At 68.1% G+C, this 24,877-nt stretch carries 22 protein-coding genes; 10 read left to right on the top strand and 12 right to left on the bottom strand.

Annotation, left to right across the window (positions count from 1 at the left end; all coding sequences use genetic code 11):
- Nucleotides 1-30: 30 nt before the first annotated feature.
- The gene (locus VXD91_RS02590) at nt 31-462 is read right to left on the bottom strand and encodes a MarR family transcriptional regulator (protein ID WP_346414571.1); all 432 of its coding nucleotides are present in this window, start codon (nt 460-462) and stop codon (nt 31-33) included.
- A 65-nt stretch (nt 463-527) separates the two neighbouring features.
- Nucleotides 528-1,832, bottom strand: coding sequence for an alpha/beta hydrolase (locus VXD91_RS02595; RefSeq protein ID WP_346414572.1), 1,305 nt, complete (start codon nt 1,830-1,832; stop codon nt 528-530).
- Between the two features lie 86 nt (nt 1,833-1,918).
- On the opposite strand from VXD91_RS02595, the gene VXD91_RS02600 reads away from it, so the two are divergent.
- From VXD91_RS02600 to VXD91_RS02610, 3 genes are read left to right on the top strand one after another with little or no spacing between them, the layout of a single operon-like run.
- Nucleotides 1,919-2,506: a TetR/AcrR family transcriptional regulator C-terminal ligand-binding domain-containing protein gene (locus VXD91_RS02600; protein WP_346414573.1), complete on the top strand. Its 588-nt coding sequence runs from the start codon at nt 1,919-1,921 to the stop codon at nt 2,504-2,506.
- Complete coding sequence (locus VXD91_RS02605; protein WP_346414574.1) at nt 2,503-3,441, top strand: fumarylacetoacetate hydrolase family protein; 939 nt, start codon at nt 2,503-2,505, stop codon at nt 3,439-3,441. The genes VXD91_RS02600 and VXD91_RS02605 overlap by 4 nt, the downstream gene beginning before the upstream one ends.
- A complete protein-coding gene (locus VXD91_RS02610) occupies nt 3,438-4,190 on the top strand; it encodes an MBL fold metallo-hydrolase (RefSeq protein ID WP_346414576.1) in 753 nt (250 codons plus the stop codon). Before VXD91_RS02605 ends, VXD91_RS02610 begins: the two co-directional genes overlap by 4 nt.
- On the opposite strand, the gene VXD91_RS02615 is transcribed toward VXD91_RS02610, so the two are convergent.
- Complete coding sequence (locus VXD91_RS02615) at nt 4,191-5,768, bottom strand: DNA polymerase Y family protein (protein ID WP_346414577.1); 1,578 nt, start codon at nt 5,766-5,768, stop codon at nt 4,191-4,193.
- The gene (locus VXD91_RS02620; protein ID WP_212806816.1) at nt 5,761-6,456 is read right to left on the bottom strand and encodes a hypothetical protein; all 696 of its coding nucleotides are present in this window, start codon (nt 6,454-6,456) and stop codon (nt 5,761-5,763) included. Before VXD91_RS02620 ends, VXD91_RS02615 begins: the two co-directional genes overlap by 8 nt.
- A gap of 210 nt (nt 6,457-6,666) precedes the next feature.
- On the opposite strand from VXD91_RS02620, the gene VXD91_RS02625 reads away from it, so the two are divergent.
- From VXD91_RS02625 to VXD91_RS02635, 3 genes are read left to right on the top strand one after another with little or no spacing between them, the layout of a single operon-like run.
- Nucleotides 6,667-6,924: a hypothetical protein gene (locus tag VXD91_RS02625; RefSeq protein WP_212806817.1), complete on the top strand. Its 258-nt coding sequence runs from the start codon at nt 6,667-6,669 to the stop codon at nt 6,922-6,924.
- Between the two features lie 59 nt (nt 6,925-6,983).
- Complete coding sequence (locus VXD91_RS02630; protein ID WP_346414578.1) at nt 6,984-8,618, top strand: S53 family peptidase; 1,635 nt, start codon at nt 6,984-6,986, stop codon at nt 8,616-8,618.
- Nucleotides 8,615-10,525 (top strand): zinc ribbon domain-containing protein, encoded by a 1,911-nt coding sequence (locus tag VXD91_RS02635; protein ID WP_346414579.1) that lies wholly within the window; start codon nt 8,615-8,617, stop codon nt 10,523-10,525. Before VXD91_RS02630 ends, VXD91_RS02635 begins: the two co-directional genes overlap by 4 nt.
- Before the next feature lie 24 nt (nt 10,526-10,549).
- On the opposite strand, the gene guaA is transcribed toward VXD91_RS02635, so the two are convergent.
- Entirely contained in the window at nt 10,550-12,109 is a 1,560-nt protein-coding gene (gene guaA, locus VXD91_RS02640; RefSeq protein WP_212806820.1) for a glutamine-hydrolyzing GMP synthase, read from the bottom strand.
- Nucleotides 12,110-12,118: 9 nt separating this feature from the next.
- Nucleotides 12,119-12,676, bottom strand: coding sequence for a TetR/AcrR family transcriptional regulator (locus tag VXD91_RS02645; RefSeq protein WP_212806821.1), 558 nt, complete (start codon nt 12,674-12,676; stop codon nt 12,119-12,121).
- A gap of 66 nt (nt 12,677-12,742) precedes the next feature.
- Between VXD91_RS02645 and VXD91_RS02650 the strand changes: the two genes are divergently transcribed.
- The 3 genes from VXD91_RS02650 to VXD91_RS02660 all read left to right on the top strand — a co-directional run bounded on the left by VXD91_RS02650 (nt 12,743) and on the right by VXD91_RS02660 (nt 16,782).
- Complete coding sequence (locus VXD91_RS02650; protein WP_318986501.1) at nt 12,743-13,612, top strand: TauD/TfdA family dioxygenase; 870 nt, start codon at nt 12,743-12,745, stop codon at nt 13,610-13,612.
- Between the two features lie 70 nt (nt 13,613-13,682).
- Nucleotides 13,683-14,414 (top strand): beta-phosphoglucomutase family hydrolase, encoded by a 732-nt coding sequence (locus tag VXD91_RS02655; protein WP_318986500.1) that lies wholly within the window; start codon nt 13,683-13,685, stop codon nt 14,412-14,414.
- A gap of 7 nt (nt 14,415-14,421) precedes the next feature.
- Entirely contained in the window at nt 14,422-16,782 is a 2,361-nt protein-coding gene (locus VXD91_RS02660; protein WP_346414580.1) for a glycoside hydrolase family 65 protein, read from the top strand.
- Nucleotides 16,783-16,842: 60 nt separating this feature from the next.
- On the opposite strand, the gene VXD91_RS02665 is transcribed toward VXD91_RS02660, so the two are convergent.
- From VXD91_RS02665 to guaB, 3 genes are all read right to left on the bottom strand, one after another.
- Nucleotides 16,843-18,567, bottom strand: coding sequence for a GMC family oxidoreductase (locus tag VXD91_RS02665; RefSeq protein WP_346414581.1), 1,725 nt, complete (start codon nt 18,565-18,567; stop codon nt 16,843-16,845).
- 67 nt (nt 18,568-18,634) lie between these two features.
- Nucleotides 18,635-19,762, bottom strand: coding sequence for a GuaB3 family IMP dehydrogenase-related protein (locus tag VXD91_RS02670; RefSeq protein ID WP_346414607.1), 1,128 nt, complete (start codon nt 19,760-19,762; stop codon nt 18,635-18,637).
- 32 nt (nt 19,763-19,794) lie between these two features.
- Nucleotides 19,795-21,336: an IMP dehydrogenase gene (guaB, locus tag VXD91_RS02675; RefSeq protein WP_133427623.1), complete on the bottom strand. Its 1,542-nt coding sequence runs from the start codon at nt 21,334-21,336 to the stop codon at nt 19,795-19,797.
- A 143-nt stretch (nt 21,337-21,479) separates the two neighbouring features.
- On the opposite strand from guaB, the gene VXD91_RS02680 reads away from it, so the two are divergent.
- Nucleotides 21,480-21,884 (top strand): DUF5319 domain-containing protein, encoded by a 405-nt coding sequence (locus VXD91_RS02680; RefSeq protein WP_020102483.1) that lies wholly within the window; start codon nt 21,480-21,482, stop codon nt 21,882-21,884.
- A 196-nt stretch (nt 21,885-22,080) separates the two neighbouring features.
- Here VXD91_RS02680 and VXD91_RS02685 read toward each other — a convergent pair whose 3' ends face one another.
- The 3 genes from VXD91_RS02685 to VXD91_RS02695 all read right to left on the bottom strand — a co-directional run bounded on the left by VXD91_RS02685 (nt 22,081) and on the right by VXD91_RS02695 (nt 24,824).
- The gene (locus VXD91_RS02685) at nt 22,081-23,340 is read right to left on the bottom strand and encodes an anti-sigma-D factor RsdA (RefSeq protein WP_346414582.1); all 1,260 of its coding nucleotides are present in this window, start codon (nt 23,338-23,340) and stop codon (nt 22,081-22,083) included.
- Complete coding sequence (locus VXD91_RS02690) at nt 23,333-23,911, bottom strand: sigma-70 family RNA polymerase sigma factor (RefSeq protein ID WP_138250355.1); 579 nt, start codon at nt 23,909-23,911, stop codon at nt 23,333-23,335. The genes VXD91_RS02685 and VXD91_RS02690 overlap by 8 nt, the downstream gene beginning before the upstream one ends.
- A gap of 88 nt (nt 23,912-23,999) precedes the next feature.
- The gene (locus VXD91_RS02695) at nt 24,000-24,824 is read right to left on the bottom strand and encodes a hypothetical protein (RefSeq protein ID WP_346414583.1); all 825 of its coding nucleotides are present in this window, start codon (nt 24,822-24,824) and stop codon (nt 24,000-24,002) included.
- Nucleotides 24,825-24,877: the final 53 nt, after the last annotated feature.

The raw sequence follows: 24,877 nt of genomic DNA on the forward strand, positions 1-24,877 counted from the left end.
GGTACCGGTGACGCGGATTGCGTCGGTAAATCAGTGCGATGCGGTGAGCGCATCGGTCAATCGGCGGATCGCATCGCGCAAATCCGCGGCTTCCTGCTCGGTGATGCCGGTCTGGGCGCCCAGCTTCTCGGGGATGCACTGGGCCTTTCCCTCGAGCTTGCGGCCGGCCGGGGTGAGGCTCACCTCGACCTGACGCTCGTCCTGCTGCGACCGTTCACGACGGATGAATCCGTTGGCCTCCAGCCGTTTCAGTAGCGGTGAGAGAGTCCCCGAATCCAGCTGCAGCCGCTCACCAAGGCGCCCGACCGTGACCCGTTCCTCTTCCCACAACACCAGCAGCACCAGGTACTGCGGGTAGGTGAGATTCAGCTCGGACAGGATCGGCCGGTAGGCCGCCGTCATCGCCCGCGACGCCGAGTACAAGGCGAAGCAGAGTTGGCGGTCCAAGGTGAGTGCGTCCACGTGAAGAACTGTAGCCCACAATTCAGTTGTGCACAACCACAATCTTCTGACGCCTTGCCTCCGCCTCAGCCGAGGTGCTGCTGGAGCCAGTAGACGCTGGTGGCGAGCCATTCGCTGTAGTGCCCCATGGCGCAGTGGTCGTCGTCGGGGTACAGGATCAGCTCGCCGCGGGGTGCAGCGTTGGCGAGGTCGACGGAGTCCTGTGTCGAGACGAGGGTGTCGGTGTCACCGTTGATGACGAGCAGCGGCACCGCGATGTCGGCGTAGAGGGCTTCGAGCGACAAGGCGTGCAATCGCCGGCCCATGTCCGTGAGGCTGGTGGCACCGATGGTGTTGCGCAGGGTACTCAGGATGATCGCGGGCATGCCGAAGGTGCCGGCCGGCTTGAAGCTGCGGTGGTAGAGGCCGCCGTTGGCAACCACCGCCTTGATTCGCTTGTCGCGCGCAGCCATTCGCGCCGACCAGTGCGCGCCGAAGCTGACGCCGACCATGCCGATCCTGTCGGCGTCGACACCAGGGTGCGCGGTCAGGTGATCGAGCATGGCCGTGTAGAGGTTTTCGGATTCAAGCGAGAGCGGCTTGCGGTAGGCATAGGTGCCGGGCATCTCCATCGTGACGACCGCCATGCCGTTGTGGCGGTACTTCAGAATCGGGATCGCCACCTCCTGGATGGTGCCTTCCATACCGTTGGTGATCAGCACTGTGGCAGCGGGCTCGCCCCCAGCCGGAAACGCCGCATAACCCTTGACGGCTTCACCGTCGACATGCAGCGTGATGACCTCGACGTCGATACCCATGGCCGGAGCCAGCGCGCGGATCAGCGCCTCGAAGAGGCACTGCGACTCGGCGTAGGCCTGCAGCCGCCGGGGCGTCCAGCCCGGCCAGGACGCGGCGAACAGGTACGTCATGGCTTTGACCAGTTCGTCGACGGCGACGGCGGCATCGACATGGTCGGGATTGTCGGCAATGAACGACGTGACCAACTGCCCGACGGTTTCCGGGGCGCGCTCGGCAAACACGTCCACCGCAGGCGCCAGCACGGCGCCGAGGCGGCCGACAAGGTCGTCGTCGGCCGGTACCAGCAGCTCGCTTGGGGCCGGGCCGCCCAACCGGACCAGCGCGGCTGCGGCCACTTCGAGGTGCCGGGCGGCGAGTCGGCGCCAGTAATCCACCCACGCTTGATCGTCGAACGAGCGGCAGTCCCGCAGCTGACTTGTGAAGAGCCGCTTGTCGATTCCACCCATGTGGGCGAACCGGTCGACGAACAGCTCGGGCAGGAAGTAACCGACGCCGACTCGCCGCGCGGCGTATTCGGTGGTTCCCGTCAACGCACAGAGGCTGACGATCAGATTCTTGGCAATGCGTGACATGAGGGCCTCCGGTCGGGCGTGACAGTGCGCCGATGGTAGGCAGAGATTTCTCCCTAACGCAATGATCTTTGCGTTACACTGTTGCCGTGGAGGAACCGAATGAGGTCTCACGCCGCCCGGGTGGACGTTCCGCGCGCATCCGGACCGCCGTCCTGGAAGCCGCACTCGACCTCCTCGAGACCGGCGTCACGTCATCAAGCCTCCCCGAACTGGCGGCCCACGCCGGCGTAGCTCCGTCCTCGATCTATCGCCGTTGGGGCACATGGGAAAACGTCATCGCCGACGCACTACTGGCCAGCAGCGAAGCTGCGATTCCCATCCCCGACACCGGCAACCTGCGCCAGGACCTGATCGAGTTCACCACGTCGCTCGCGAAATACCTGGAGTCACCGCGCGGCTATGCATTGACCCGTGCGGCGAGTTCCGTCGCCGCAGACTCCCCCGACATCGCTGACGCCCGTACGCGGTTCTGGACCGAGCGGTTTCAGGTCGCCAAGACCATCATCACGCGCGGCATCGATCGCAACGAGCTGCCCACGACCGCCGATGCAGCGCTCATCATCGAAACCATCATCGCGCCACTGCATTTCCGGCGCCTGGTCACTCATCATGACGTCACGCACGGGCTCGCCGCACGGATCGACCTGGTGCTGAAAGGAGCACAGACCACATGATCGACGAAACCCAGGTACAGGCCATGCGACGACGGCACACCGACGGTGCCACCGTCGTCGAGGTGCAGTCCGGCGGTGTTTGGCAGCGATGGACGAATGATCAACTACCGCTTGGGCTTCCGCCAGTACCTGAGTGGCGCGATGCGGCCGTCGACGGCGTGGCGACCGATGCGCGATTACCGTTCGCTCCCGCATCTTTCCGCGACTTCATGCTCTACGAACAACACGTCATCGACGCGTCACGCGCGATGGCGCGCCGGTACCTGCCGGGCCGCTACCGGGTGACGGCCGCGTATGAGCGCATCACCGGATCGACGTTCCCGATGTTCAAGCCGAACCGGCTGTGGTTCGAGCAGCCGATCTACTACATGAGCAACGCGCTGACCTTCGTGCCCAGTGGAACACCGATCACCACACCGGCTTACGCCCGCGACCTCGACTATGAGCTCGAACTCGGGTTCGTCATCGGCCGCCCGCTCCGCAATGCCACACCGGCTGAAGCCGTCGCAGCGATCAGTGGCTACGTCGTCCTCAATGACCTGTCCGCCCGCGACGTCCAAATCGCCGAGATGCGTAGCGGTTTCGGACCGCAGAAAGCCAAACACTTCGCCAGCTCCATGTCCGATACCGTGGTCGCCGCGACGTCGGGCATCGACCCGTACACGCTGGAAGCCGAAGTCAGGATCAACGGTGTCACCGTGACACGAAGCTCCACAAGGGGCATGCAGCACTCACTCGGCGAAGCCCTGGCCCACGCCTCCAAGAGCGAACAGCTCTATCCCGGAGAGCTGTTCGGCACCGGAACCCTGCCGGGCTGCTCGGGAATCGAATCCGATCATCTTCCTCAAGCGGGAGACAGGATCGACCTGACCATCCACGGCATCGGCACCATCACTCACGAATTCCGATCCGGCGCCGAAAAGCACCGCGCATGAACATCATCCAGGTGAACGACCAGGTGCACATGGTCACCGGCACCAACGTCAACTGGGCGCTGATCACCGACGGCGACGCAGTGACGGTCATCGACAGCGGCTACCCGAATGACGGTGCGCGACTTCTCGCATCCATCGAGCACATCGGACGCCGTGTCGAAGATGTCCAGGCGATCCTGCTCACCCATGCACACCTCGACCACGTCGGCGGCATCCCCACTTTGCGCGCCCGCCGCCACGTACCGGTGCTGACCGGCACCGAGGAAGCGCACCACGCACGACGCGAATATCTTGAGCAGATCACGCCACGTCAAATGCTGCAGCAGTGCGCACACCGAGCTGGCCGTAGATGGGTTCGGCAGACGCTGTGCGCCGTCCTGCCGCACATGTCGATCGCCATCGCCGACGCGGTGCCGGTACCCGCCGATGTCCCCCTCGACCTGCCCGGCGCCCTCGTACCGATCGCCACACCCGGCCACACCAGCGGACACACAGCGTGGTTGATGCCGTCGACCGGTGTGCTGTTCACTGGCGATGCCCTCGTCACTGCTCATCCGCTGTCCGCACTCGGTTCAGGCCCGCAGCTGCTGCCCGCGGTGTTCAACGAAGACGAGCCGGCCATGCGTGCCGGCCTGTCTCACATCGCGCAATTGCCCGCCGACACAATCATTCCCGGACACGGACCGCTCTGGCGCGGGCCATTGCCGCAGTTGATCCACCAGGCTGTCGCCGCCGACCAGACGAACTAACTATTCATAAACCCCCTCCACATACCACCGCCGCTGCCGATAGCAGAGGAGCAGCGCACGGCTCTCCCCTTCATCTCCGAGCAGCACCTGAACCCGGGCCGTGCGGCCCTTCCCCCGCTCCGGATCCCACCAGCGTTCGTCGACCGGCCACGGCCCAGCCCACCAGCGCAACGCCCCGCGGTACCCCGAACCCGTCAGCCCCACCGGATCGGTGGAGAACATGCCCCGGTCCGTCACCCGAACCGAATCACCGCGTACGTCAACAAGTTCCACCGGGTCATCCAGCAGGACCACCGGAGCCGGCTCCGGCAGGCGCCCGGGCCACGGCTGGGTTGGATCATTCAACGGCACCACCTCATCACCCAGCGGCGTGAGCGTGATGCGCTCGGCCGGCCCCCGTCCACCACTGAGCACCGGCACCTGCACCGCCTCCGGCCCGAGCAGACCCTGGACCCGCACCAGCGCCCGCCGGGCGCGCATCCGGTCGTCATCTCCGGAAGATCCCCACAACGGCAACTGCAATGCCGCGGCCGAGACGACCTCGACCGGATGCAGCCGCAACACCGTGATGGGTCCGGTGGGCCCGGCGCCGCCCAGTCCCCGCCTGGTCAGCCAACCGTCCAGCTGCCACCGCACCCGGTCCGCGGTGGCATCCTCGGTCAGCGGCTCGGCACACCGCCAAACCCGTTGCAGTTCCTCACCGTTGGCGGTCACCGCATCGATGGCCAGCCGAGTGCACCCCACCCCGGCGGACTCCAGGCTGCGGTGCAACTGGCTTGCCAGCGAGCGTCCGGCGAATGCCGCCGCGTCCACCCGGTCGATCGGCGGGTCGCAGTCCATCACGGCGTCGAGGTCCGCCGGCGTCTCCGGTCCCGACGGGCGGCGCGCCGGTTCACCCCGCGAAAACCGGTGCGCGACCACGGCATCGGTACCGAACCGGGACGCCACGTCGGTCCGGGACAACGCGGCGAACTGCCCAATGGTTCGGATACCCATGCGCCACAACAAGTCCGCCAGTTCTTCCCGGCCCTCACCGGACAGGCTCGGTTCGGTGGCCAACTGCCGGATGGACAATTCTGCGAGAAACTGCGCATCCTCACCCGGCGCGAGGATGCGCCCCGCCCGGGCCGCGAAGACCGCCGTGGGCAGCTGGTCGGCGATGCCCACCTGGCATTCGACCCCGGCCGCACCCACCGCGTCGACCAATCGTTCAGCCGCGGTCTGCTCCGACCCGAAATACCGGGCCGCGCCACGCACCGGCAATACCAGCAGCCCCGGCCGCAGGACCTCTGCGCGCGGCACGACCTCGTCGACCGCAGCCGTCACCCCCTCGAAATGACGGGCATCCCGCGCCGGATCGGCGGTGGCGACGTGCAATTGCGGACAGCGTGCCTGAGCTTCCCTGCGCCGCAACCCCCTTCGGACGCCCGATGCCCGCGCCGACGCCGAACAGGCCGCCACCCGGTTCGCCAGAGTGACCGCCACCGGTTCGGTCACCGGCAGCCCGGCCGCCACCGCCGCCGCCACCGCGGGCCAGTCCATGCACCAGATGGCCAACACCCGGGACATCTCAGCCACCCACCGCTCGCAGCGGACGCATCGAGCGGCCGCGGGCCCGCGTGTCCAGCCGCACCCGGCCGATCCGCCCGCACCCCGGCACCGGGTCCCCGTCGCCCGCTCCGACCACCTCGTACCCGCGGACCCTGGCCTCCAGCCGGGCCGTCGCCCCGGGCCAGTCGCCGTCGGTGACCAGCAGGGTGCACTCGCGCTGCCGGGCCCGGGACGCCACCACCCGCGCCCGGCCGGCCGGAACGGACTTGCCACCCAGCCCGAGCAGCACCAGGTCGAGCCCGTCCATGAGCACCGCGGCCACCTCCACCGGGTCCGGCCCCGGGTCCGGGATGAGCGCGATGCGTTCCAGGTCGGCCCCCATCTCCACCGCGGCCAGCAGCCCGACCTTGGGCTGACCGACGATGGCCGCATACCCACCGGCCGCCGTCACCGCGGCCACCATTCGCAACGGCAGCGAGCGGGCCCCCGAGAGCACCGCGACCGTGCCGCGGGGCAACACGTCAGGCAGCAGCTCAGACTGCAGATCCGACGGTTCCAGCAAACTTTCGGCAACCTTCGGGGCAGGCTCGGACCGTCCCCGGTCCCGGCCGCGCAAACCCGCGGGTCCCGACATCTCGGCGATCTTGCGCCGGAGTTGTTCCAGCTGGTCAGCGCGGTCAATCTGGCTATTCGCCAGACTGGTCACAGCCGCCACAACAACACCTCCCGCACCATCAGACACTGTCAATATTCGAATATTTGTTCGATATCGTGAGTAAACACCCACCCACCGACACGGTCAAGCCGCCGGTGACCCACAACACCGCCATCGCAGCGTTCTGACCTGTACGCTCATAACTGGAATAGGTCCGGAAATCCCGCTCGGGGCTTGGTGGACCGCTGCGCTAGTGGAAGGGCATGCATCATGCGTTCGAATCGTCTGGTCCACCGCGTCGCCGCCGCAGCGGGAGGCACCGCACTCATCGCGATGATCGGCCTCACCGCCGGCTGCGGCGAGGAGAAGAAGACCCCCGAGGCGCCGTCGACCACCACCACGACCACGACCACATCGGCGGTCACCCCGACCGAGAAGTCGCTCAGCCCGAACGGCGGCAACCTGTTCACCCCGTCGGTCACCGCCAACCCGGCGCCCACCGCCACACCGGGCACGCACCGCAACTGACAACCAACCCGGGTTGCCTACCGGCCCAGCAGAATCCGGGTTCGCGCTACCGTTGGTACATGCCATCGCCGAATCGGACACCACCCCGGCGATGGCTGGTTGCCCTGGCGCTTGCCGCCACGCTGACGATGGTGGTCGTCAACCTGCCCACCCCGGGCCGGCCGACCACGGCGTCAGACCAGCCGTCGGGCACCATCGACGGTCCCTTCGCGTCGCTACTCGCCTCCTCGACCGATCTCGGGCCCGCTCATCCGCAGCGCGTCCAGCTCACCGCCACGCTCGATGCGAACCATCGACCGGACGCGCTGATCAATTGGGCTGAGCTGCAACGCCTTTCGGTGCGCTGGCGCCCCGGCGACAACTGGGCCGTCGTCGAAGGCGACCCCGACCGGATGGGCGCCGCCTTCGGCGTCGAGGTGCACGACTATCGCGGCCGGCGTGGACAGGAGTTCTACGCCGCGCCGCAGCAACCCCAGCTCCCCACCGAACTACAAGGCACGGTCGCCGAATTGGGCCGGATCCTCAGCTACACCCCGCACCACGATTCGGCACCGCAGGACCCGCCGCAGGGTGTCCCGGAACGCGGACTGACCCCGAGCCACCTGCTCAGCGCCTACCACGCCGACAAGTTGAGCGCCGCCGGCCACACGGGCAAGGGCACCACGGTGGTGGTCTTCGCTTTCAACGGTTACGACCAAGCCGACCTGGACCAGTTCTCGACCACCTTCGGCCTGCCCAAGTTCACCCCGACCCTCATCGGCGGGCAGCCCGGCGACGAGCGCGGCGAGACCACCATGGACCTCGAGGTGATCCATGCCATCGCCCCCGACGCCCGGCTGGTCGTGGTCAACGCCCGTCCGACCGTCACCGGCGACGGCGCCTACGTGAAGATCGGCGAGATGTTCGAGCGGACCGACCGTGATTTCCCCGGCGCGATCTGGAGCCTGTCGATCGGCTGGGGCTGCGACAAACTGACCACCGCGGCCGACCTCACTCCCGTCCGCTCGGCGTTGGCCGCCGCAGAAGCGCACGGCACCACGGCATTTGACGCCAGCGGCGACCTGGCCGGACTGGAATGCAAGGGCGGCGACGACTGGGACTCCCCTCCCGGCCCCGCCGACATCGGGCTGGATTCGGTGGCGTCGCTGCCCGAGATGACCAACGTCGGCGGCAGCACCCTGTCCACCGATGCCGAGGGCAGGTGGGTGGACGAACAGGCCTGGTTCAACGTCCCGCTCTCCCAGGGCACCGGCGGCGGCGTCTCCGCACTGTTCGACCAGCCACGCTGGCAGGCGGCCGCGGCGAACCAGGTCGACCCGAAACGCAGCGCCGGCAAGCGCATGACGCCGGACATCTCGGCCGTCGCCGATCCCTACACCGGCGTGCGGATCGTGGTGGACAAGGAGGTGGTCGTCGGCGGCGGCACCTCGCAGTCCGCACCGATCTGGGCCGGCCTGACCGCCGTCATGACGCAATACCTCACCGCCAACGGCGGACGGCCGATCGGCGCGCTCAACCCGCTGCTGTATCGGATTGCCACCGGCGCCCCGCGACCGGCATTCCGCGATATCACCTTGGGCGGCAACGCCGTTGACACGGCGGGCCCGGGCTACGACCTGGTCAGCGGGCTCGGCACCCCGAACGTGGAGAACCTGGCGGAAAACCTGTTGTTGCTGCAGAAGGTGACGCAATGAGCACCCAGCTCGAAGACCGGCCGATGATGGAGTGCGAGGTCTGCCAGCTGGACGTCCCGGCGGGCGAGTACTGCGGGCTGTGCGGCGCGCCGCTGAGCGAACACCGTCACGACGGACCGCATTGGTTGCGGGCGCGGTCGTTCAGCGCCGCACCCGGCCAGCATCTGCTTCGCCTGTCGATCACCAGCTCGCTGTTCCCCCACCTGTCCCCGCGGTCGCGCACGTCGTTCATGCTCGGGCTCGTCGCCCTGGTGCTGGCCCTGGTCGCCACCGCGATGCTTCGCCTGCCCGGCGCGCTCGTCGCCGTCGCCGTCCTCGGGCTGCCCGTGATCTTCGGAATCTATCTCCGGGAATCGGAATTCAACCAGGACGCACCGCGGGGCAACCTCTGGCTGACCGCCGGTCTCGCCGTCGCGCTGGGCGTCGGGTGGGCGCTGCTCACCGGAGCGGTGGCCGCCCGGTCTTACGGCATCCCGCTCGGTGCGGGCATCGCGGCGGCCCGCATGCTGCGCACCGGCCTCGGCGCCACGCTCGGTGGCCTCCTGCTGATGCAGGTGCCCACACTGGTGATCCGTCTGGTCCGGCCCGGCCATCGAGAAGCCTTGCACGGCTACGCCATCGGCGCCCACGCCGCCATCTATTTCACCGCGGCGGCAACCCTGACCCGGCTGGCCCCGCAGTTCGGCACCGGCATGGTCAACCGCGACCGCCCGCTGCAAGGCCTGTTGGTCGAGGCCGGTATCCGCGGCCTGGCCACTCCCATCATCGCGGCCACCGTCGGCGGCCTGATCGGTGCGGCGCTGTGGTTCACCCGGCCACCGAACAAGGCGCACCAACATCGAGGCTACGTCCGGCTGACGCTGACCCTGATCGCGGTGATCGTCGCCGTGGTCTACGCCCTGCTCGGCCTGATCGACGCGGTCCAACTGCCCCAGTTCGTCCAGCTGGCAATGTATTTCGCGCTCACCCTCGTCGCACTGCTGGCATTGCGCGTCGGCTTGCACCTGGCGCTGTTGCACGAGGCCCACGACGACTACAACATGGACGAGCCACTGCTGTGCACCCAGTGCGGCCACGTGGTGCCCGACGCCCCGTTCTGCGCGGCCTGCGGCGCCGCCACCCGGGCATCGTCACGGGCCGCACGGCACAGCCAGCGCACCGACCGCCCGGCACCCGCCGACAGCTTGACGGTGGGGCTCCTCCCCGGCTACTCGCTGCACGCGCCTGCCTACGCGACGACGCCGACCCGGACCACGAAACGCGTTCAGGTGACACTGATCTTCGTCCTCGCCGCAGTGGTGCTGGCCGCGCTCCTGGTCGGGGTGTCCGGACTTCTGGAGAAGCCGGCCGTGCGGTACGTGTGCCCGCCGGAATGCGGCCATCCGCCCATGGGTCAGCCGGTGACCATCAACCCCCGGTTCACCGCACCCGACGGCTCGTTCAGCGTCGCCTACCCGGCGACCGGATCGGCGTACGAAGTGACCAAGGACGACCACGGCGTGCTGGCCAAACTGCTCGCCGGCGACGGCGGGATGCTGCAGCTGTTCAGCCGGCCCGCGACCGGACGCCAGCCGAAAGACATTGCGGCCGAACTGGTCAAGTCGACCTATCCGGATGCCAAGACCGCGTACGAAATTCCGAACGCCATGGTCGGCTACCAGACGGGCTACGGCGTCGTCGCCGACTGGTATCCGCAGGGCGCGAGCCGCCAGTACTCCCGGATGCGGCTGTTGGTGCTCGTCGCCGTCAAGAACGACCTGGCACTGATTGCGGCGGCCTCCGGTCCGTACCACCGTTTCGGGCCCGACTTCGGCTCCGGGAAGCCGTCCGCGGTCGGCCTGCAACTCGCCCTGGACATGGGCCAGTACGTCAACAGCTTCGCGTGGCGGGGCGACCCGGCGCGCTGAGACTCACCCGTCAGCGGAGGGGGATCACTCCCACTCGATGGTGCCCGGCGGCTTGCTGGTGATGTCCAGCACCACGCGGTTCACCTCGGGCACCTCGTTGGTGATGCGCGTCGAAATGCGTTCCAGCACTTCGTAAGGCACGCGGGTCCAGTCGGCGGTCATGGCGTCCTCACTGGACACCGGGCGCAGCACGATCGGATGTCCGTAGGTCCGCCCGTCGCCCTGCACACCGACCGAGCGCACGTCGGCGAGCAGCACCACGGGGCACTGCCAGATGCTCTGGTCCTGACCGGCCGCGGTGAGCTCCTCGCGGGCGATCGAGTCGGCGCGGCGCAGCGTGTCCAGCCGGGAGCCCGTCACCTCGCCGACGATCCGGATACCCAGACCCGGGCCCGGGAACGGTTGGCGCCCAACGATTTCCTCGGGCAGGCCGAGCTCGCGGCCGACGGCGCGCACCTCGTCCTTGAACAGCAGCCGCAGCGGCTCGACGAGTTTGAACTTGAGGTCCTCGGGCAGACCGCCGACGTTGTGGTGGCTCTTGATGTTGGCCGTACCGGTGCCACCGCCCGATTCCACGACGTCCGGGTAGAGCGTGCCCTGCACCAGGAATTCGATCTCGGACTCGCTCGATCCCAGGGTGTCGCGCACCGCGCCCTCGAAGGCCCGGATGAACTCGCGGCCGATGATCTTGCGCTTGCCTTCGGGGTTGGTCACACCCGACAGGGCGTCGAGGAAGCGGTCGGCTTCGTCGACGGTGACGAGCTTGGCACCGGTCGCGGCGACGAAGTCGCGTTCGACCTGCTCACGCTCCCCCGCGCGCAGCAGGCCGTGGTCGACGAACACACAGGTCAGTCGGTCGCCGATGGCGCGCTGCACCAGCGCGGCCGCGACCGCCGAGTCGACGCCGCCCGACAGGCCGCAGATGGCCTGACCGTCGCCGATCTGCTCGCGCACCTGCTCGACTAGCTGGTCGGCGATGTTGGCCGCGGTCCAGGTCGCGCCGATGCCGGCGAAGTCGTGCAGGAACCGGCTCAGCACCTGCTGGCCGTGCGGCGAGTGCATCACCTCGGGGTGGTACTGGACACCGGCCAGCTTGCGGGCCCGGTCCTCGAAGGCGGCGACCGGGGCACCGGGGCTGCTGGCCACGACGTCGAATCCGGCGGGCGCCGCGGTGACCGCGTCGCCGTGGCTCATCCACACCGGCTGCGTGCCGGGCAGGCCTGAATGCAGTTCTCCGCCGGAGACTTTCAGTTCGGTCCGGCCGTATTCACTGGTGCCGGTGTGCGCCACGGTGCCGCCGAGCGCCTGCGCCATGGCCTGGAACCCGTAGCAGATGCCGAACACCGGGACGCCGAGGTCGAAGATCGCCGCGTCCAGTTGCGGCGCGCCGTCTTCGTAGACGCTGGACGGCCCACCGGACAGCACGATGGCCTGCGGGTTCTTGGCCTTGATGTCCTCGACCGTCGCGGTATGCGGCAGCACCTCGGAGAACACCCGAGCCTCGCGGACCCGGCGGGCGATCAGCTGCGCGTACTGCGCACCGAAGTCGATGACCAGAACGGGCTGTGAAGCTGGTGTTTGCACCCGCCCAGTCTAGTGGTGGGCAGCCGGCGGCTCTGCCAACCGCTCGGCTGCGGCGCCCACGGCGGCGCGGACGTCGTCATCGGTCATCTCGCCGAGCCCCAGCGCGGGCCGCAGGAATGGCCCCAGCAGTCGCCAGCCGAGTTGCAGCGCGATGATGTTGCCCACCGCGAGCCGGGCCTGATTCTCGTCGGCGTACCGGGGCAGGAATTCGTCGAGCAGGCGCGCCATGTTGGGAAATGTGGTCTGCAACTCCCCGACCGGGTACCCGTCGAGCGCGGCCCGGGCGATCACCCGGAGCTGTCGGTCGACTGCCGCGTCGATCACGTCGGCCGGCGCATCGGTGTCGATCAGGCCCTTGAGCCGTTGCCCCAGATGGTCCAGCACCGCTCCGACCAGCTGGTCCTTGGAGCCGAGGTGCCGGAACACCAGACCGTGGTTGACGTTCGACTTCGCGGCGATGTCCCGGATCGACGTGGCGGCGGGACCGCGTGCGGCGAACAGCTCCGATGCGGCCTCGAGGACAGCTGCGACGACCTCGTCCCGGCCCACTGGCACGCCTGTAGTCATGTGGCTACACTAGCGCCTACGTGCTGTAGTCAATTGACTACAGTCGCCTCGGCCGAAAGGAACGTCATGCTCAACGCCACGAAACTGACCAGCAAGATCGGTGCCGTCATCGACGGCGTGCGACTGGGCGGTGACCTCTCCCCCGACACCATCACCGAGATTCGCGCCGCGCTGCTGGAGCACAAGGTCATCTTCTTCCGCGGTCAGGACCACCTCGACGACGCACAACAGCAGGCCTTCGGGGAACTGATGGGTGACTTGGTCGGCCATCACTCGATGAAGCGCGCCGACGCACCGAAGATCACCCCGATCGACTCGGAGTACGGCAAGGCCAACCGCTGGCACACCGACGTGACGTTCATGCCCGACTACCCCTCGGCATCAGTACTCCGCGCCGTCACCCTGCCGACCTACGGCGGTTCCACCCTGTGGGCCTCCACCGTCGCGGCCTACGAGGCGCTGCCCGCCCCGCTCAAAGCGCTGGCGGAGAACCTGCGAGCCGTGCACTCCAACCGGTTCGACTACCTCAAGGACGTCACCGTGGACACGACCCACCTCACCGACGAGCAGAAGGGCTACCAGGCCGAATTCCAGAAGCCCGATTTCCGCACCGAGCACCCGGTGGTGCGGGTCCACCCCGAGACCGGGGAACGCGCCCTGGTGGCCGGCCAGTTCGTCCGCGGCTTCGTCGGCCTGGACAGCTACGAGTCGGCCGCCCTGCTGGAACTGCTGCAGCGACGAATCACCATGACAGAGAACACCGTTCGCTGGAACTGGCAGCCCGGCGACGTCGCGATGTGGGACAACCGGGCCACCCAGCACCGCGCCGTCGACGACTACGACGGCCAGCACCGGCTGATGCACCGCGTCACCCTGACCGGCGACGTCCCCGTCGACATCCACGGAACGCCCAGCCGCGTGATCAGCGCGGCATAGCGACGACGAATAACCGGGCCGAAAAGCGGGAAAGGACACAGCAGAACCGCTCCCGACCGAAAGAGCAACCATGCTGGGTCTCCCCGACGCCGTGCACGCCTGCCTGTTCGACCTCGACGGCGTCCTGACCGACACCGCGAGCGTGCACAAGAAGGCCTGGAAGGCGATGTTCGACGACTATCTGCGGCACCGCGCCGAACGCGACGGCGAACCGTTCGTCCCGTTCGACAGTCACGACTACCTGCAGTACGTCGACGGCAAGCCGCGCCAGGACGGCGTCCGCTCATTTTTGCGCAGCCGCGGCGTCGACCTTCCCGAGGGCGACCCTGACGACCCGCCCGGCGCCGAGACCGTCGCCGGACTCGGGAACCGCAAGAACGAGATGTTCCAGCAGGTGCTGCACGACGACGGCATCGAGGCGTTCAGCGGATCGCGGAAATATCTGGAGGCGGTCGCCGCTGCCGGACTCGGCATCGCGGTCGTGTCGTCGAGCGCCAACACCCGTCAAGTGCTCGACGCGACCCGACTGTCGCGGTTCGTCCAACAGCGGGTCGACGGTGTGACCCTGCGAGACGAGCACATCGCGGGCAAACCGGCACCGGATTCGTTCCTGCGGGCCGCACAACTGTTGGGCGTCGAACCGGCGGCGGCCGCCGTCTTCGAAGACGCCCTGGCCGGTGTCGCAGCGGGCCGAAACGGCAGATTCGGGTACGTCGTCGGGGTGGACAGAGCCGATCAAGCCACGCAACTACGCGACAGCGGCGCAGACGTCGTGGTCCGCGACCTGGCCGAGCTGCTGTAGGCCGACGATGATCACTCAGGATTCATTTCCCGTCGAGCCATGGCAGGTCCGCGAGACCCAACTGGACCTCGAGCTGTTGGCGCAGTCGGAGTCGGTGTTCGCATTGTCCAACGGACACATCGGCTTTCGCGGAAATCTCGACGAAGGGGAACCGCACGGGCTGCCCGGCACCTATCTCAACTCGTTCTACGAAACCCGGCCGCTGCCGTACGCAGAAAGCGGATTCGGCTATCCCCAGGGCGGCGAGACCATCGTCGACGTCACCAACGGCAAGATCATCCGCCTGCTGGTCGACGACGAGCCCTTCGACGTCCGGTACGGCGAACTCCTCGACCACGAGCGAATTCTGGATCTGCGTGCCGGCACCCTCTCGCGCACCGTGCACTGGCGGTCACCGGCCGGAAAGCAGGTGTGCGTCAAGTCGGTTCGGCTGGTTTCGCTGGCCCAGCGCAGCGTCGCGGCCATCGAATACATCGTCGAGGCCATCGACGAATTCGCCCACGTCACAGTGCAATCGGAGTTGGTTGCCAATGAGGACCAGCCGCAGACCTCGTCGGATCCCCGCGTCGCGGCGGCCCTTGCCAATCCCCTGCAGGCGATACACCACGAACACAACCAACACAGCGGCCTGCTGATCCACCAGACCAAGCGCAGTGGCCTGATGATGGCCGCCGCGATGGACCACGAGATCGAAGTCCCGGGCCGTGTCGAGGTGAGCACCGACGCCCGCCCAGATCTGGCGCGTACCACCGTGATCTGCGGTCTGCGACCGGGTCAGCAACTGCGCATCGTGAAGTATCTGGCGTACGGCTGGTCGAGCCTGCGGTCACGGCCCGCGCTGCGCGATCAGGTCGCCGGTGCGCTGGCCGGCGCGCACTACAGCGGGTGGGAGGGTCTGCTGGATCTGCAGCGCGCCTATCTCGACGATTTCTGGGACAGCGCCGACGTCGAAGTCGACGGTGACCCCGACTGTCAGCAGGCCGTGCGGTTCGGGTTGTTCCACGTATTGCAGGCCAGTGCGCGCGCGGAATGCCGCGGTATCGCCGGGAAGGGGCTGACCGGAACCGGCTATGACGGTCACTCTTTCTGGGACACCGAAGGTTTCGTGTTGCCGGTGCTCACCTACACGAAACCGCATACCGTCGCCGACGCCCTGCGCTGGCGTGCTTCGATCCTGGGATTGGCGAAAAGCCGTGCGGCGGAACTGGGTTTACGCGGCGCGAGCTTCCCGTGGCGCACCATATCCGGACCCGAGTGCTCGGCGTACTGGCCGGCGGGCACCGCGGCGTGGCACGTCAACGCCGACATCGCGATGGCGTTCGAGCGCTACCGCAACGCCACCGGTGACCAATCCCTGGAAGTCGACTGCGGCCTGAACGTGCTGGTGGAGACGGCACGGTTGTGGATGTCGTTGGGACACCACGACCGACATGGCGTCTGGCATCTCGACGGCGTCACCGGCCCCGACGAGTACACCGCGATGGTGCGCGACAACGTCTTCACCAATCTGATGGCGGCGCACAATCTGCGCGTCGCCGCCGACGCATGCACGCGGCACCCCGACAATGCCTATGCGATGGGCGTGACCAACGAGGAGACCGCCGCCTGGCGCGACGCCGCGGCCGCCGCACACATCCCGTACGACGACGAACTCGCCGTGCATCCGCAGTGCGAGGGCTTCACCACCTTCGCGGAATGGAAGTTCACGCCCGACAGCGCTTATCCCCTGTTCCTGCACTACCCGTACGTGCGGCTGTATCCGGCGCAGGTGATCAAGCAGGCCGACCTGGTGCTGGCCATGCAGTGGCAAGGGCACGCCTTCACCGCTCAGCAGAAGGCGCACAACGTCGACTATTACGAGCGGCGCACGGTCCGGGATTCCTCGCTGTCCGCGTGCACGCAGGCGGTGATGTGCGCCGAGGTCGGCCACCTGGAATTGGCGCACGACTATGCCTATGAGGCGGCCTTGATCGACCTCCGCGATCTGCACCACAACACTCGCGACGGGCTGCACATGGCATCCCTGGCCGGTGCCTGGATCGCGCTGGTCGCCGGTTTCGGTGGCCTGCGTGACGACGAAGGCATCCTCGCGCTCGACCCGCAGCTGCCGGACAGTCTGTCCCGGCTCCGATTTCGGTTGCGGTGGAGGGAATTTCGGATCACCGTCGACGCGACGCACAACGAGGTGACGTACACCCTGCGCGATGGACCCGACTCCACCCTGGAAATCCGCCATGCCGGATCCGACCTCACGCTGAGTACGCGCGAGCCGACCGTCGTCGACGTCAAGCGGCGGCAGTCGCTACTGCCCCCGCCGCCGCAACCGCCGGGCCGGGCGCCCACGCACCGGCGGCTGCACACCGTCTGACCCCGGGGATTTGTGCACGATTTTCCGCGGTCAGCGCGGAAAATCGTGCACAAATCCCTACTAGACCGGGGTGATCGGCAGTCGGCGCAGCGCGCCGGGGGCATCGGCCGGGACGACGGGACGGTCCGGCGCGATCGGTTCGATGCGCCGGTAGGGCTCGCCCTGTGCCGGCCGCGCGTCGTCCTGCCCCTTGTTCGGCCACAGCGACGCCGCGCGCTCGGCCTGCGCCGCGATCGAAAGTGACGGGTTCACACCGAGATTCGCGGAAATCGCGGCACCGTCGGTGACGAACAGTGTCGGGTAGTTGTAGACGCGGTGGTAGGGGTCGATGACGCCCGTCTGGGCACTGTCGCCGATCGCCGCGCCGCCCAGGAAATGCGCGGTCAGCGGGATGTTGAACAGCTCGCCCCAGGTGCCGCCGGCGATGCCGCCGACCTTCTCGGCCATCCGCCGCGTCGCCTCGTTGCCGACCGGGATCCAGGTCGGGTTGGGCTCGCCGTGGCCCTGCTTGGACGACATGATCCGGATGCCACCGGGCCCGCGCTTGGTGAATGTGGTGATCGAGTTGTCGAGGTGCTGCATGACGAGTGCGATCACGGTCCGCTCGCTCCACCGCTTGGGGTTGAGCAGCCTGATCAGCTCACGCGGGTCCTCGCCGGCCTGGTCCAGGAACTGCTTCCACCGCGGCACGTCGGTGCCCTGCGGGCCGGCGCCGTCCGTCATGAGCGTCTGCAGCATGCCCATGGCGTTGGAGCCCTTGCCGTACCGCACCGGTTCGATGTGGGTGTCCGGTGTCGGGTGGATCGACGACGTGATCGCCACGCCGTGCGTCAGATCCATGTCGGTGGGCACTTCGCGGGTCTGCGCGCCGACGATCGACTCGGAGTTGGTCCGGGTCAGCACGCCGAGCTTGTCCGACAGCTTGGTCAGCTTGCCGGTGTCGCGCACCTTGAACAGCAGCTTCTGGGTGTTGTACGTACCGGCCGCCACGATGAGGTACTTGGCGGTGAAGGTCCGCTTGCCGCGCCGCACCTTGCCGTTGGTGCGTCGGGTCGACACCTCCCACAGCCCGTCGCCGCGCTGCTCGAAGCTGGTGACCGTGGTGAGCGGATGTACTTGTGCGCCGGCCTTTTCCGCCAGGCCGAGGTAGTTCTTCACCAGAGTGTTCTTGGCGCCGTGCCGGCAGCCCGTCATGCACTCACCGCACTCGATGCACCCGGTGCGGGCCGGGCCGGCCCCGCCGAAGTACGGGTCGGGCACCGTCTTGCCCGGGGTCTTCTCACCGTCCGGTCCGAAGAACACACCGACGGGCGTCGCGACGAAGGTGTCGGCGCAGCCCATGTCCTCGGCGACCTCTTTGATGATCTTGTCCGCGTCGGTGAACGTCGGGTTCTGGACGACACCGAGCATGCGTTGCGCCTGCTCGTAGTGCGGCATCAGTTCGGCGCGCCAGTCGGTGATGTTCTTCCACTGCGGGTCGTTGAAGAACGGGTCCGGCGGGATGTAGAGCGTGTTGGCGTAGTTCAGCGAACCACCGCCGACACCCGCGCCCGCCAGGATCATGACGTTGCGCAGCAGGTGGATCCGCTGGATGCCGTACATGCCGAACTTGGGGGCCCACAAGAACTTTCGCAGGTCCCACGAGGTCTTTGCGAAGTCGGCGTCGGAATACCGGGGGCCGGCTTCCAACACTCCAACGCGGTAACCCTTCTCGGTGAGCCGGAGGGCGCTGACGCTGCCTCCGAAACCCGAGCCGATGATCAAGACGTCGTAGTCAGGCTCCATGGCAGAAGTATGGACCTACCGCTCGGTAACCAGCTACCAAGGTAAACCTAACTCGCTACCGCCGGTACTAGCTACCGACGGTGAGGCCCACCTTCTGGAACTCCTTGAGGTCGCAGTACCCGGCCTTGGCCATCGACCGGCGCAGACCACCGACCAGGTTGACCGAGCCGAACGGGTCGTCGGACGGGCCGTTGAGGACCTGGTCGAGCGACGGACGCTCACCCAGGGCGACCTGCAGCAGCGCGCCGCGCGGCAGCGACGGGTGCGCCGCGGCAGCCGGCCAGAACCAGCCCTCACCAGGCGCTTCGGCAGCGGCGGCCAACGGGGTGCCCAGCAGGACCGCGTCGGCGCCGCAGGCGATGGCCTTGGCCAGGTCACCCGAGGTGTGGATGTCGCCGTCGGCCAGCACATGCACGTAGCGGCCGCCGGTCTCGTCGAGGTACTCGCGCCGCGCGGCGGCGGCGTCGGCGATCGCGGTGGCCATGGGCACGCTGATGCCCAGGACCTCGTCGCTGGTCGTCGCGCCGTAGGTCGAGCCGTAGCCGACGATGACGCCGGCCGCGCCGGTGCGCATGAGGTGCAGAGCGGTGCGGTGGTCGAGCACGCCACCGGCGACGACGGGCACGTCCAGCTCGGAGATGAAGGTCTTGAGGTTGAGCGGCTCACCGTCCTGCGCCACCCGCTCGGCCGAGATGATGGTGCCCTGGATGACCAGCAGGTCGATGCCGGCCGCCACCAGCGTCGGCGTCAGGGCCTGGGCGTTCTGCGGGCTGACCCGCACCGCGGTGGTTACGCCGGCTTCACGCACACGTGCCACGGCGGCGCCGAGCAGCTCCGGGTCCAGCGGCGCCGCGTGAAGCTGCTGCAGCAGCCGAACGGCCGCCGACGGATCGTCTTCCTTGGCCGCCAGCTCGACCACCTGGGCGAGCTTGTCCTCGACGTCGCGGTGCCGGCCGATCAGGCCCTCACCGTTGAGCACACCGAGGCCGCCGAGGCGGCCCATCTCGATGGCGAATTCGGGCGACACCAGCGAGTCGGTCGGGTGCGCCAGGACCGGGATCTCGAACCGGTAGGCGTCCAGCTGCCAGGCCGTGGAAACGTCCTGGCTGGAGCGGGTGCGCCGCGACGGCACGATGTTGATGTCGTCCAGTTCGTAGGTACGACGAGCGGTCCGGCCCATGCCGATTTCGACCATGTCACGCATGTGTTCTTTGACTTCCCTGTCAGTTAGCGCGAGGAATAGTTCGGTGCTTCGACGGTCATCGTGATGTCGTGCGGGTGGCTTTCCTTCAAGCCCGCCGCGGTGATCTGCACGAACTGCGCCTGCTGCAGTTGCTCGATGGTGGCCGAACCGGTGTAGCCCATGGCAGCCCGCAGACCGCCGGTGAGCTGGTGAATGACGGTGGACAGCGGACCGCGGAACGGCACCCGGCCCTCGATGCCCTCGGGCACCAGCTTGTCCTCGGACAGCACGTCGTCCTGGAAGTAGCGGTCCTTGGAGTAGGACTTGCCCTGACCGCGACCCTGCATGGCGCCGAGCGAGCCCATGCCGCGGTAGCTCTTGAACTGCTTGCCGTTGACGAAGATCAGCTCACCCGGCGATTCGGCCGTACCGGCCAGCAGCGAGCCGAGCATGGCGGTCGACGCGCCGGCGGCCAGCGCCTTGGCGATGTCGCCCGAGTACTGCAGACCGCCGTCGGCGATGACCGGCACGCCGTAGGGGCGGCACGCGGCCGTCGCCTCCAGGATGGCGGTGATCTGCGGGGCGCCGACACCCGCGATGACGCGGGTGGTGCAGATGGAGCCGGGCCCGACGCCCACCTTGACGGCGTCGGCGCCGGCCTCGCACAGCGCGGCGGCGGCCGAGCGGGTGGCGACGTTTCCGCCCACTACCTCGATCTTCTCGCCGACGGCCTTCTTGAGGCGGGCGACCATGTCCAGCACGCCGCGGTTGTGCGCGTGCGCGGTGTCGACGATCAGGACGTCGACGCCGGCGTCGGCCAGTGTCATGGCGCGGGTCCAGGCGTCGTCACCGACGCCGACCGCGGCCCCGACCAGCAGGCGGCCGTCGCTGTCCTTGGTGGCCAGCGGGAACTGCTCGGTCTTGACGAAGTCCTTGACCGTGATCAGCCCGGTGAGCTTGCCGTGGCCGTCGACGATGGGCAGCTTCTCGATCTTGTGCCGGCGCAGCAGGCCCAGCGCGGCCTCGGCCGAGACGCCCTCCTGGGCGGTGATCAGCGGAGCCTTGGTCATGACCTCGGCGACGGCCTTGTCCTGGTCGACCTCGAAGCGCATGTCGCGGTTCGTGATGATGCCGACGAGCTGCCCCGACGTGTCCACGACCGGCAGGCCGGAGATCCGGAACCGGGCGCACATGGCGTCGACCTCGGCCAGGGTGTTGCTCGGCGAGCAGGTGACGGGGTCGGTGACCATGCCGGCCTCGGACCGCTTGACGGTCTCGACCTGCGCGGCCTGCTCGCTCAGCGGCAGATTGCGGTGCAGCACGCCCATACCGCCGGCACGGGCCATCGCGATGGCCATCCGCGACTCGGTGACGGTGTCCATGGCCGAGCTGACCAGCGGCACCCGCAGCCGGATGTTGCGCGTCAACTGGGAGGACGTATCGGCAGTCGCCGGGATGATGTCGGACGCCGCGGGCAGCAGAAGGACGTCGTCGAAGGTCAGCCCGAGCATCGCGACCTTGGTCGGATCGTCACCGCCGGTCGGCACCGGAACGGAGATGGGAACGCTGCTTTCAGCGATCGACATGGGTGGGGCCTCCAGGGCAGACACAGTCGTGGAACTAAAAAGCCATCCTATCGGCCCAGACTGCGTGCAACGAACTCCACTCGGTGGCGGCTCGCCGGGGTAACGGCTGGCGCATGGTCGGGGGTGATAAGTAGGGTGGACCTGTGCGTGACCACCTGCCGCCGGGCTTGCCACCCGACCCGTTCGCCGACGATCCCATGGACCCGTCGGCCGTTCTGGATGCACTGGAGCCCGGACAACCCCTGGACCCGCAGGAACGCATGGCCGTCGAGGCCGATCTCGCCGATCTGGCAGTGTACGAAACGCTGTTGGCGCACAAGGGCATTCGCGGCCTCGTCGTCTGTTGCGACGAGTGTCAGCAGGACCATTACCACGACTGGGACATGCTGCGGGCGAACCTGCTGCAGCTGCTGGTCGACGGCACCGTCCGTCCCCACGAGCCGGCCTACGATCCCGAGCCTGATGCCTACGTGACGTGGGACTACTGCCGCGGTTATGCGGATGCGTCGCTCAACGAGGCGACCTCCGAGCACGACGGCTACCGCTGATTTTTTCTGTTGACGTGCTGGATGTCACGTCTGGCTGCGTTGATGTTCCGCTGAGGGCGAAAAAAGCCGAGTAGCCAACGCCGCTATTACAGGCTCAACAGCCGAACCCAGCCGAATTGCGTTGACCCTGCACTCAGGGCACAAAAGGCCGAGTAACCAGCGCCCCCATTACAGGGTCAACATCCGCCGCATGACGTCAGTGCTGCCCGTGGCCCGATCCGGATCCCGATCCCGACCCTGACGGTGCCTGCGTCGTCGTCACGACTGACCGCTCGCGCGTCGGCTCCGGCTGCACTTCCCTGGTTGAGGGCGCCACGGTGGGCTGTACTGCCGGGACTGTCGGTGCAGGTGTGGTCACCGAGGGCACTGTGACAGTCGGGGCGACGGTGGTGACCGTCTGCGCGGGCGCCGGGTTCTGCGTCGGCGATGCCACCGTCGACGGTGCGACCGTGGCCGACTGCGTGGCCGTCGCCGTGGGCTGATTGGTGACGACGGGCTCGCTCGAGGGCACCGTGGCAGGCGACGTCCCCGTCGCCGTCGCGCTCGACGGCACCGAGGTGGCCGTCGAAACCGGAGACGAGGTGACGGTCGAGCTGCTCGGCGACGGAGAACTGGTCGTCTCGGTCGGCGACGTCGCGCTCGAAGAGGCCGACGTGCTCGTCGGCTCCGAGGGCGAGGTCGACGCACTGGTCGACGTCGCGGACGCGTCGGTCGAGGTGGCCGACGTGGACGACGATGTGGTCGTCGACGTGCTGGACGACGAGGTCGACGACGACGTCGTCTCCACGACCGGCACCGGCAACAGGGTCAGCGGCGACGACGGCAGGACCGGCATCGGCTCGCCCGGCGGCGGCAGCGTCGCGGCGGGGTCCTGCTCAACCACCTTGTAGGTCAAGGCATTCCACTGCTGGATCAGCTGCTGCTTGTGCTCCGGGGCGTCGACGCTCTGCACGGTCGGGCTCAGCGCCTGGAGCTTCTCCTGCGCCTGCTGCCACTGGCCGTTGTCGATCAGCTGCTGCACTTGCTGCATCTCGGTCTGCGCGGCCAGCATCACCTGGTCGTCGCGGCTGGCCTTGTCGCTGCCGAACATCGCCGTGTGCAAGCCGTACAGCGACGAGTCGGGCCCGGCGGCGTAGATCGCGGTGCCGAAGCCACCGAGGCACAGCAGCGCGGCCGCGACCGAGCCGACGATGGTCAGTGATGTCCGAGATTCCTTGCGGTGCAACCCGTTCTGCAGGGCGGCGACCGCGTCGCGGGCCGTGACGGGCGTCGTCACCGCGGGTTCGCGGATGCTGTCGCGCCAGTCGGCGAGCAGGAACGCCAGCTCGGCTTCCGTGGAATCCGTCGAGTAGGCGTGTTGGTCTGCGGCGAGCGCGTCGAAGAAGCGGTCGACGCGTCGAATCTCGTTGAGCGAGGGGTCGCCGCCGCCCGGCGACCATTGTCCGGAGTCAGGCATGGCCGCGCTCCGTCGAACCGATCTCGGTCTTCAACCGCGCCAACGCGCGGTGCTGCGCGACGCGGACCGCGCCGGCGGTGCTGCCGACGGCCTCCGCGGTCTCCTCGGCACTCATGCCGACGACGACGCGCAGGATCAGGATTTCGCGCTGCTTCTCGGGCAACACGGACAGCAAGCGGTTCATCCGGGCCGCCGAGTCGGCGTCGATGGCCAACTGTTCCGGGCCCAGCTCGGTCGAGGGGCGGTCCGGCAGATCGTCGGTGGCTTCAGCGCGGTTGCGGCCGGCGGCACGATGCGCGTCAGCAACCTTGTGAGCGGCAATGCCGTACACGAAAGCCAGGAACGGCCGTCCCTGGTCCTTGTACCGCGGCAGCGCCGTGATCACAGCTAAACACACCTCCTGAGCCACATCGTCTGCGGAAACACCCTGTCGCTCGCCGACCCCGAAGCGCGCACGGCAGTACCGAACGACGATCGGGCGGATGGTTTCCAGCACCTTGCGGAGCGCGTCGCGATTGCCGGCAACTGCATCAGCAACGACAGCATCGAGACCATCTCCCGAAAATGTCATCGTGGGCGCAATCTCCAGCGTTACGGACGAGGCAGTGCCGTGGTTGGTATGTCAGGACAACAGTAATGACTGGTGTGAGCTACCAGATTCATCCCGCCCATCGGCCGCCGCGTGTGCGCACCGTGGCGGCCGCCGTGTCACGGAGCTCTGCCATCGCTTCCGGGCTGTGCCCGGCGCTCCCGATATCGCTCAACAAACAACCCAATGCCCAGGTCAGCGGCACCAACCCGAACTGCTGCGTGCGTTCCAGCGCGGCGTCGGCGAGGCGCCGGGACTCGCCGAACCGGCCGGCGCTGCACAGCGCCGCCGAATACACGACGTCGGTTTTCACGGAGTGGCGCGGCGAACCGAGGTCAGCGACGAGCTCCCGCGCACGTTCGGCATGAGCGACGGAATCCTCGCCACGACCGCTGACCATGGCCAACTCCGCGCTGACCCAGGCCAGCCGAACCCGCTGACGCGGTACCCCACTGTTGTCGGTGTCGACCGCGGCCCGCTCGAGCAGCCGCTGCGCCACCGCGAAGCGGCCGATCCCGAGGGCGTCGGCGGCCAGCCCGACGAGGGCGTCGGCCCGCGCCTCTGCGGCGTCGCGCCGATGGGCGACCAAGGCCCACGCCCGCCCGTCGGCAACCCGGGCGAGGCGATGCCAACCGAGCTGCCGGAGAAACGACGCGCGGGTGCTGTGCGCCAGCGACAGCAACGGACCGCGACCACGCCGCGCCACGGTGTCGAGATCGGCGGTGGCGACGGCATATCGCCCCTGACCGCCTGCGGCCACGGCGCGCAGCCACAGTTCGCCGGCCGAGTGCGCCGCGGGCAGCGGCCAACACGGCAGGTCGTTGCCAAAAGCGGCGTCGTACAGACGGACGGCTGGCGGGTCGACAGTGCCCGTCCTGGTACCGGTTGCGGTCATCGAGTCAGCACGGTATCAATGCCGCTCCTTCGCGTGACCGCCTTCTCTCGCCG

The organism is Mycobacterium sp. SM3041, from assembly GCF_039668335.1.
In the GTDB taxonomy this organism is placed as follows: domain Bacteria; phylum Actinomycetota; class Actinomycetes; order Mycobacteriales; family Mycobacteriaceae; genus Mycobacterium.

Coding starts and splice junctions, on each gene's coding strand:
- VXD91_RS02605 (WP_346414574.1), top strand. CDS start 2,503: ATGATCGACGAAACCCAGGTACAGGCCATGCGACGACGGCACACCGAC.
- guaB (WP_133427623.1), bottom strand. CDS start 21,336: ATGTCGATCGCTGAAAGCAGCGTTCCCATCTCCGTTCCGGTGCCGACC.
- VXD91_RS02635 (WP_346414579.1), top strand. CDS start 8,615: ATGAGCACCCAGCTCGAAGACCGGCCGATGATGGAGTGCGAGGTCTGC.
- VXD91_RS02645 (WP_212806821.1), bottom strand. CDS start 12,676: ATGACTACAGGCGTGCCAGTGGGCCGGGACGAGGTCGTCGCAGCTGTC.
- VXD91_RS02660 (WP_346414580.1), top strand. CDS start 14,422: ATGATCACTCAGGATTCATTTCCCGTCGAGCCATGGCAGGTCCGCGAG.
- VXD91_RS02650 (WP_318986501.1), top strand. CDS start 12,743: ATGCTCAACGCCACGAAACTGACCAGCAAGATCGGTGCCGTCATCGAC.
- VXD91_RS02655 (WP_318986500.1), top strand. CDS start 13,683: ATGCTGGGTCTCCCCGACGCCGTGCACGCCTGCCTGTTCGACCTCGAC.
- VXD91_RS02610 (WP_346414576.1), top strand. CDS start 3,438: ATGAACATCATCCAGGTGAACGACCAGGTGCACATGGTCACCGGCACC.
- VXD91_RS02690 (WP_138250355.1), bottom strand. CDS start 23,911: ATGACATTTTCGGGAGATGGTCTCGATGCTGTCGTTGCTGATGCAGTT.
- VXD91_RS02670 (WP_346414607.1), bottom strand. CDS start 19,762: ATGGTCGAAATCGGCATGGGCCGGACCGCTCGTCGTACCTACGAACTG.
- VXD91_RS02685 (WP_346414582.1), bottom strand. CDS start 23,340: ATGCCTGACTCCGGACAATGGTCGCCGGGCGGCGGCGACCCCTCGCTC.
- VXD91_RS02695 (WP_346414583.1), bottom strand. CDS start 24,824: ATGACCGCAACCGGTACCAGGACGGGCACTGTCGACCCGCCAGCCGTC.
- VXD91_RS02625 (WP_212806817.1), top strand. CDS start 6,667: ATGCGTTCGAATCGTCTGGTCCACCGCGTCGCCGCCGCAGCGGGAGGC.
- VXD91_RS02595 (WP_346414572.1), bottom strand. CDS start 1,832: ATGTCACGCATTGCCAAGAATCTGATCGTCAGCCTCTGTGCGTTGACG.
- VXD91_RS02665 (WP_346414581.1), bottom strand. CDS start 18,567: ATGGAGCCTGACTACGACGTCTTGATCATCGGCTCGGGTTTCGGAGGC.
- VXD91_RS02630 (WP_346414578.1), top strand. CDS start 6,984: ATGCCATCGCCGAATCGGACACCACCCCGGCGATGGCTGGTTGCCCTG.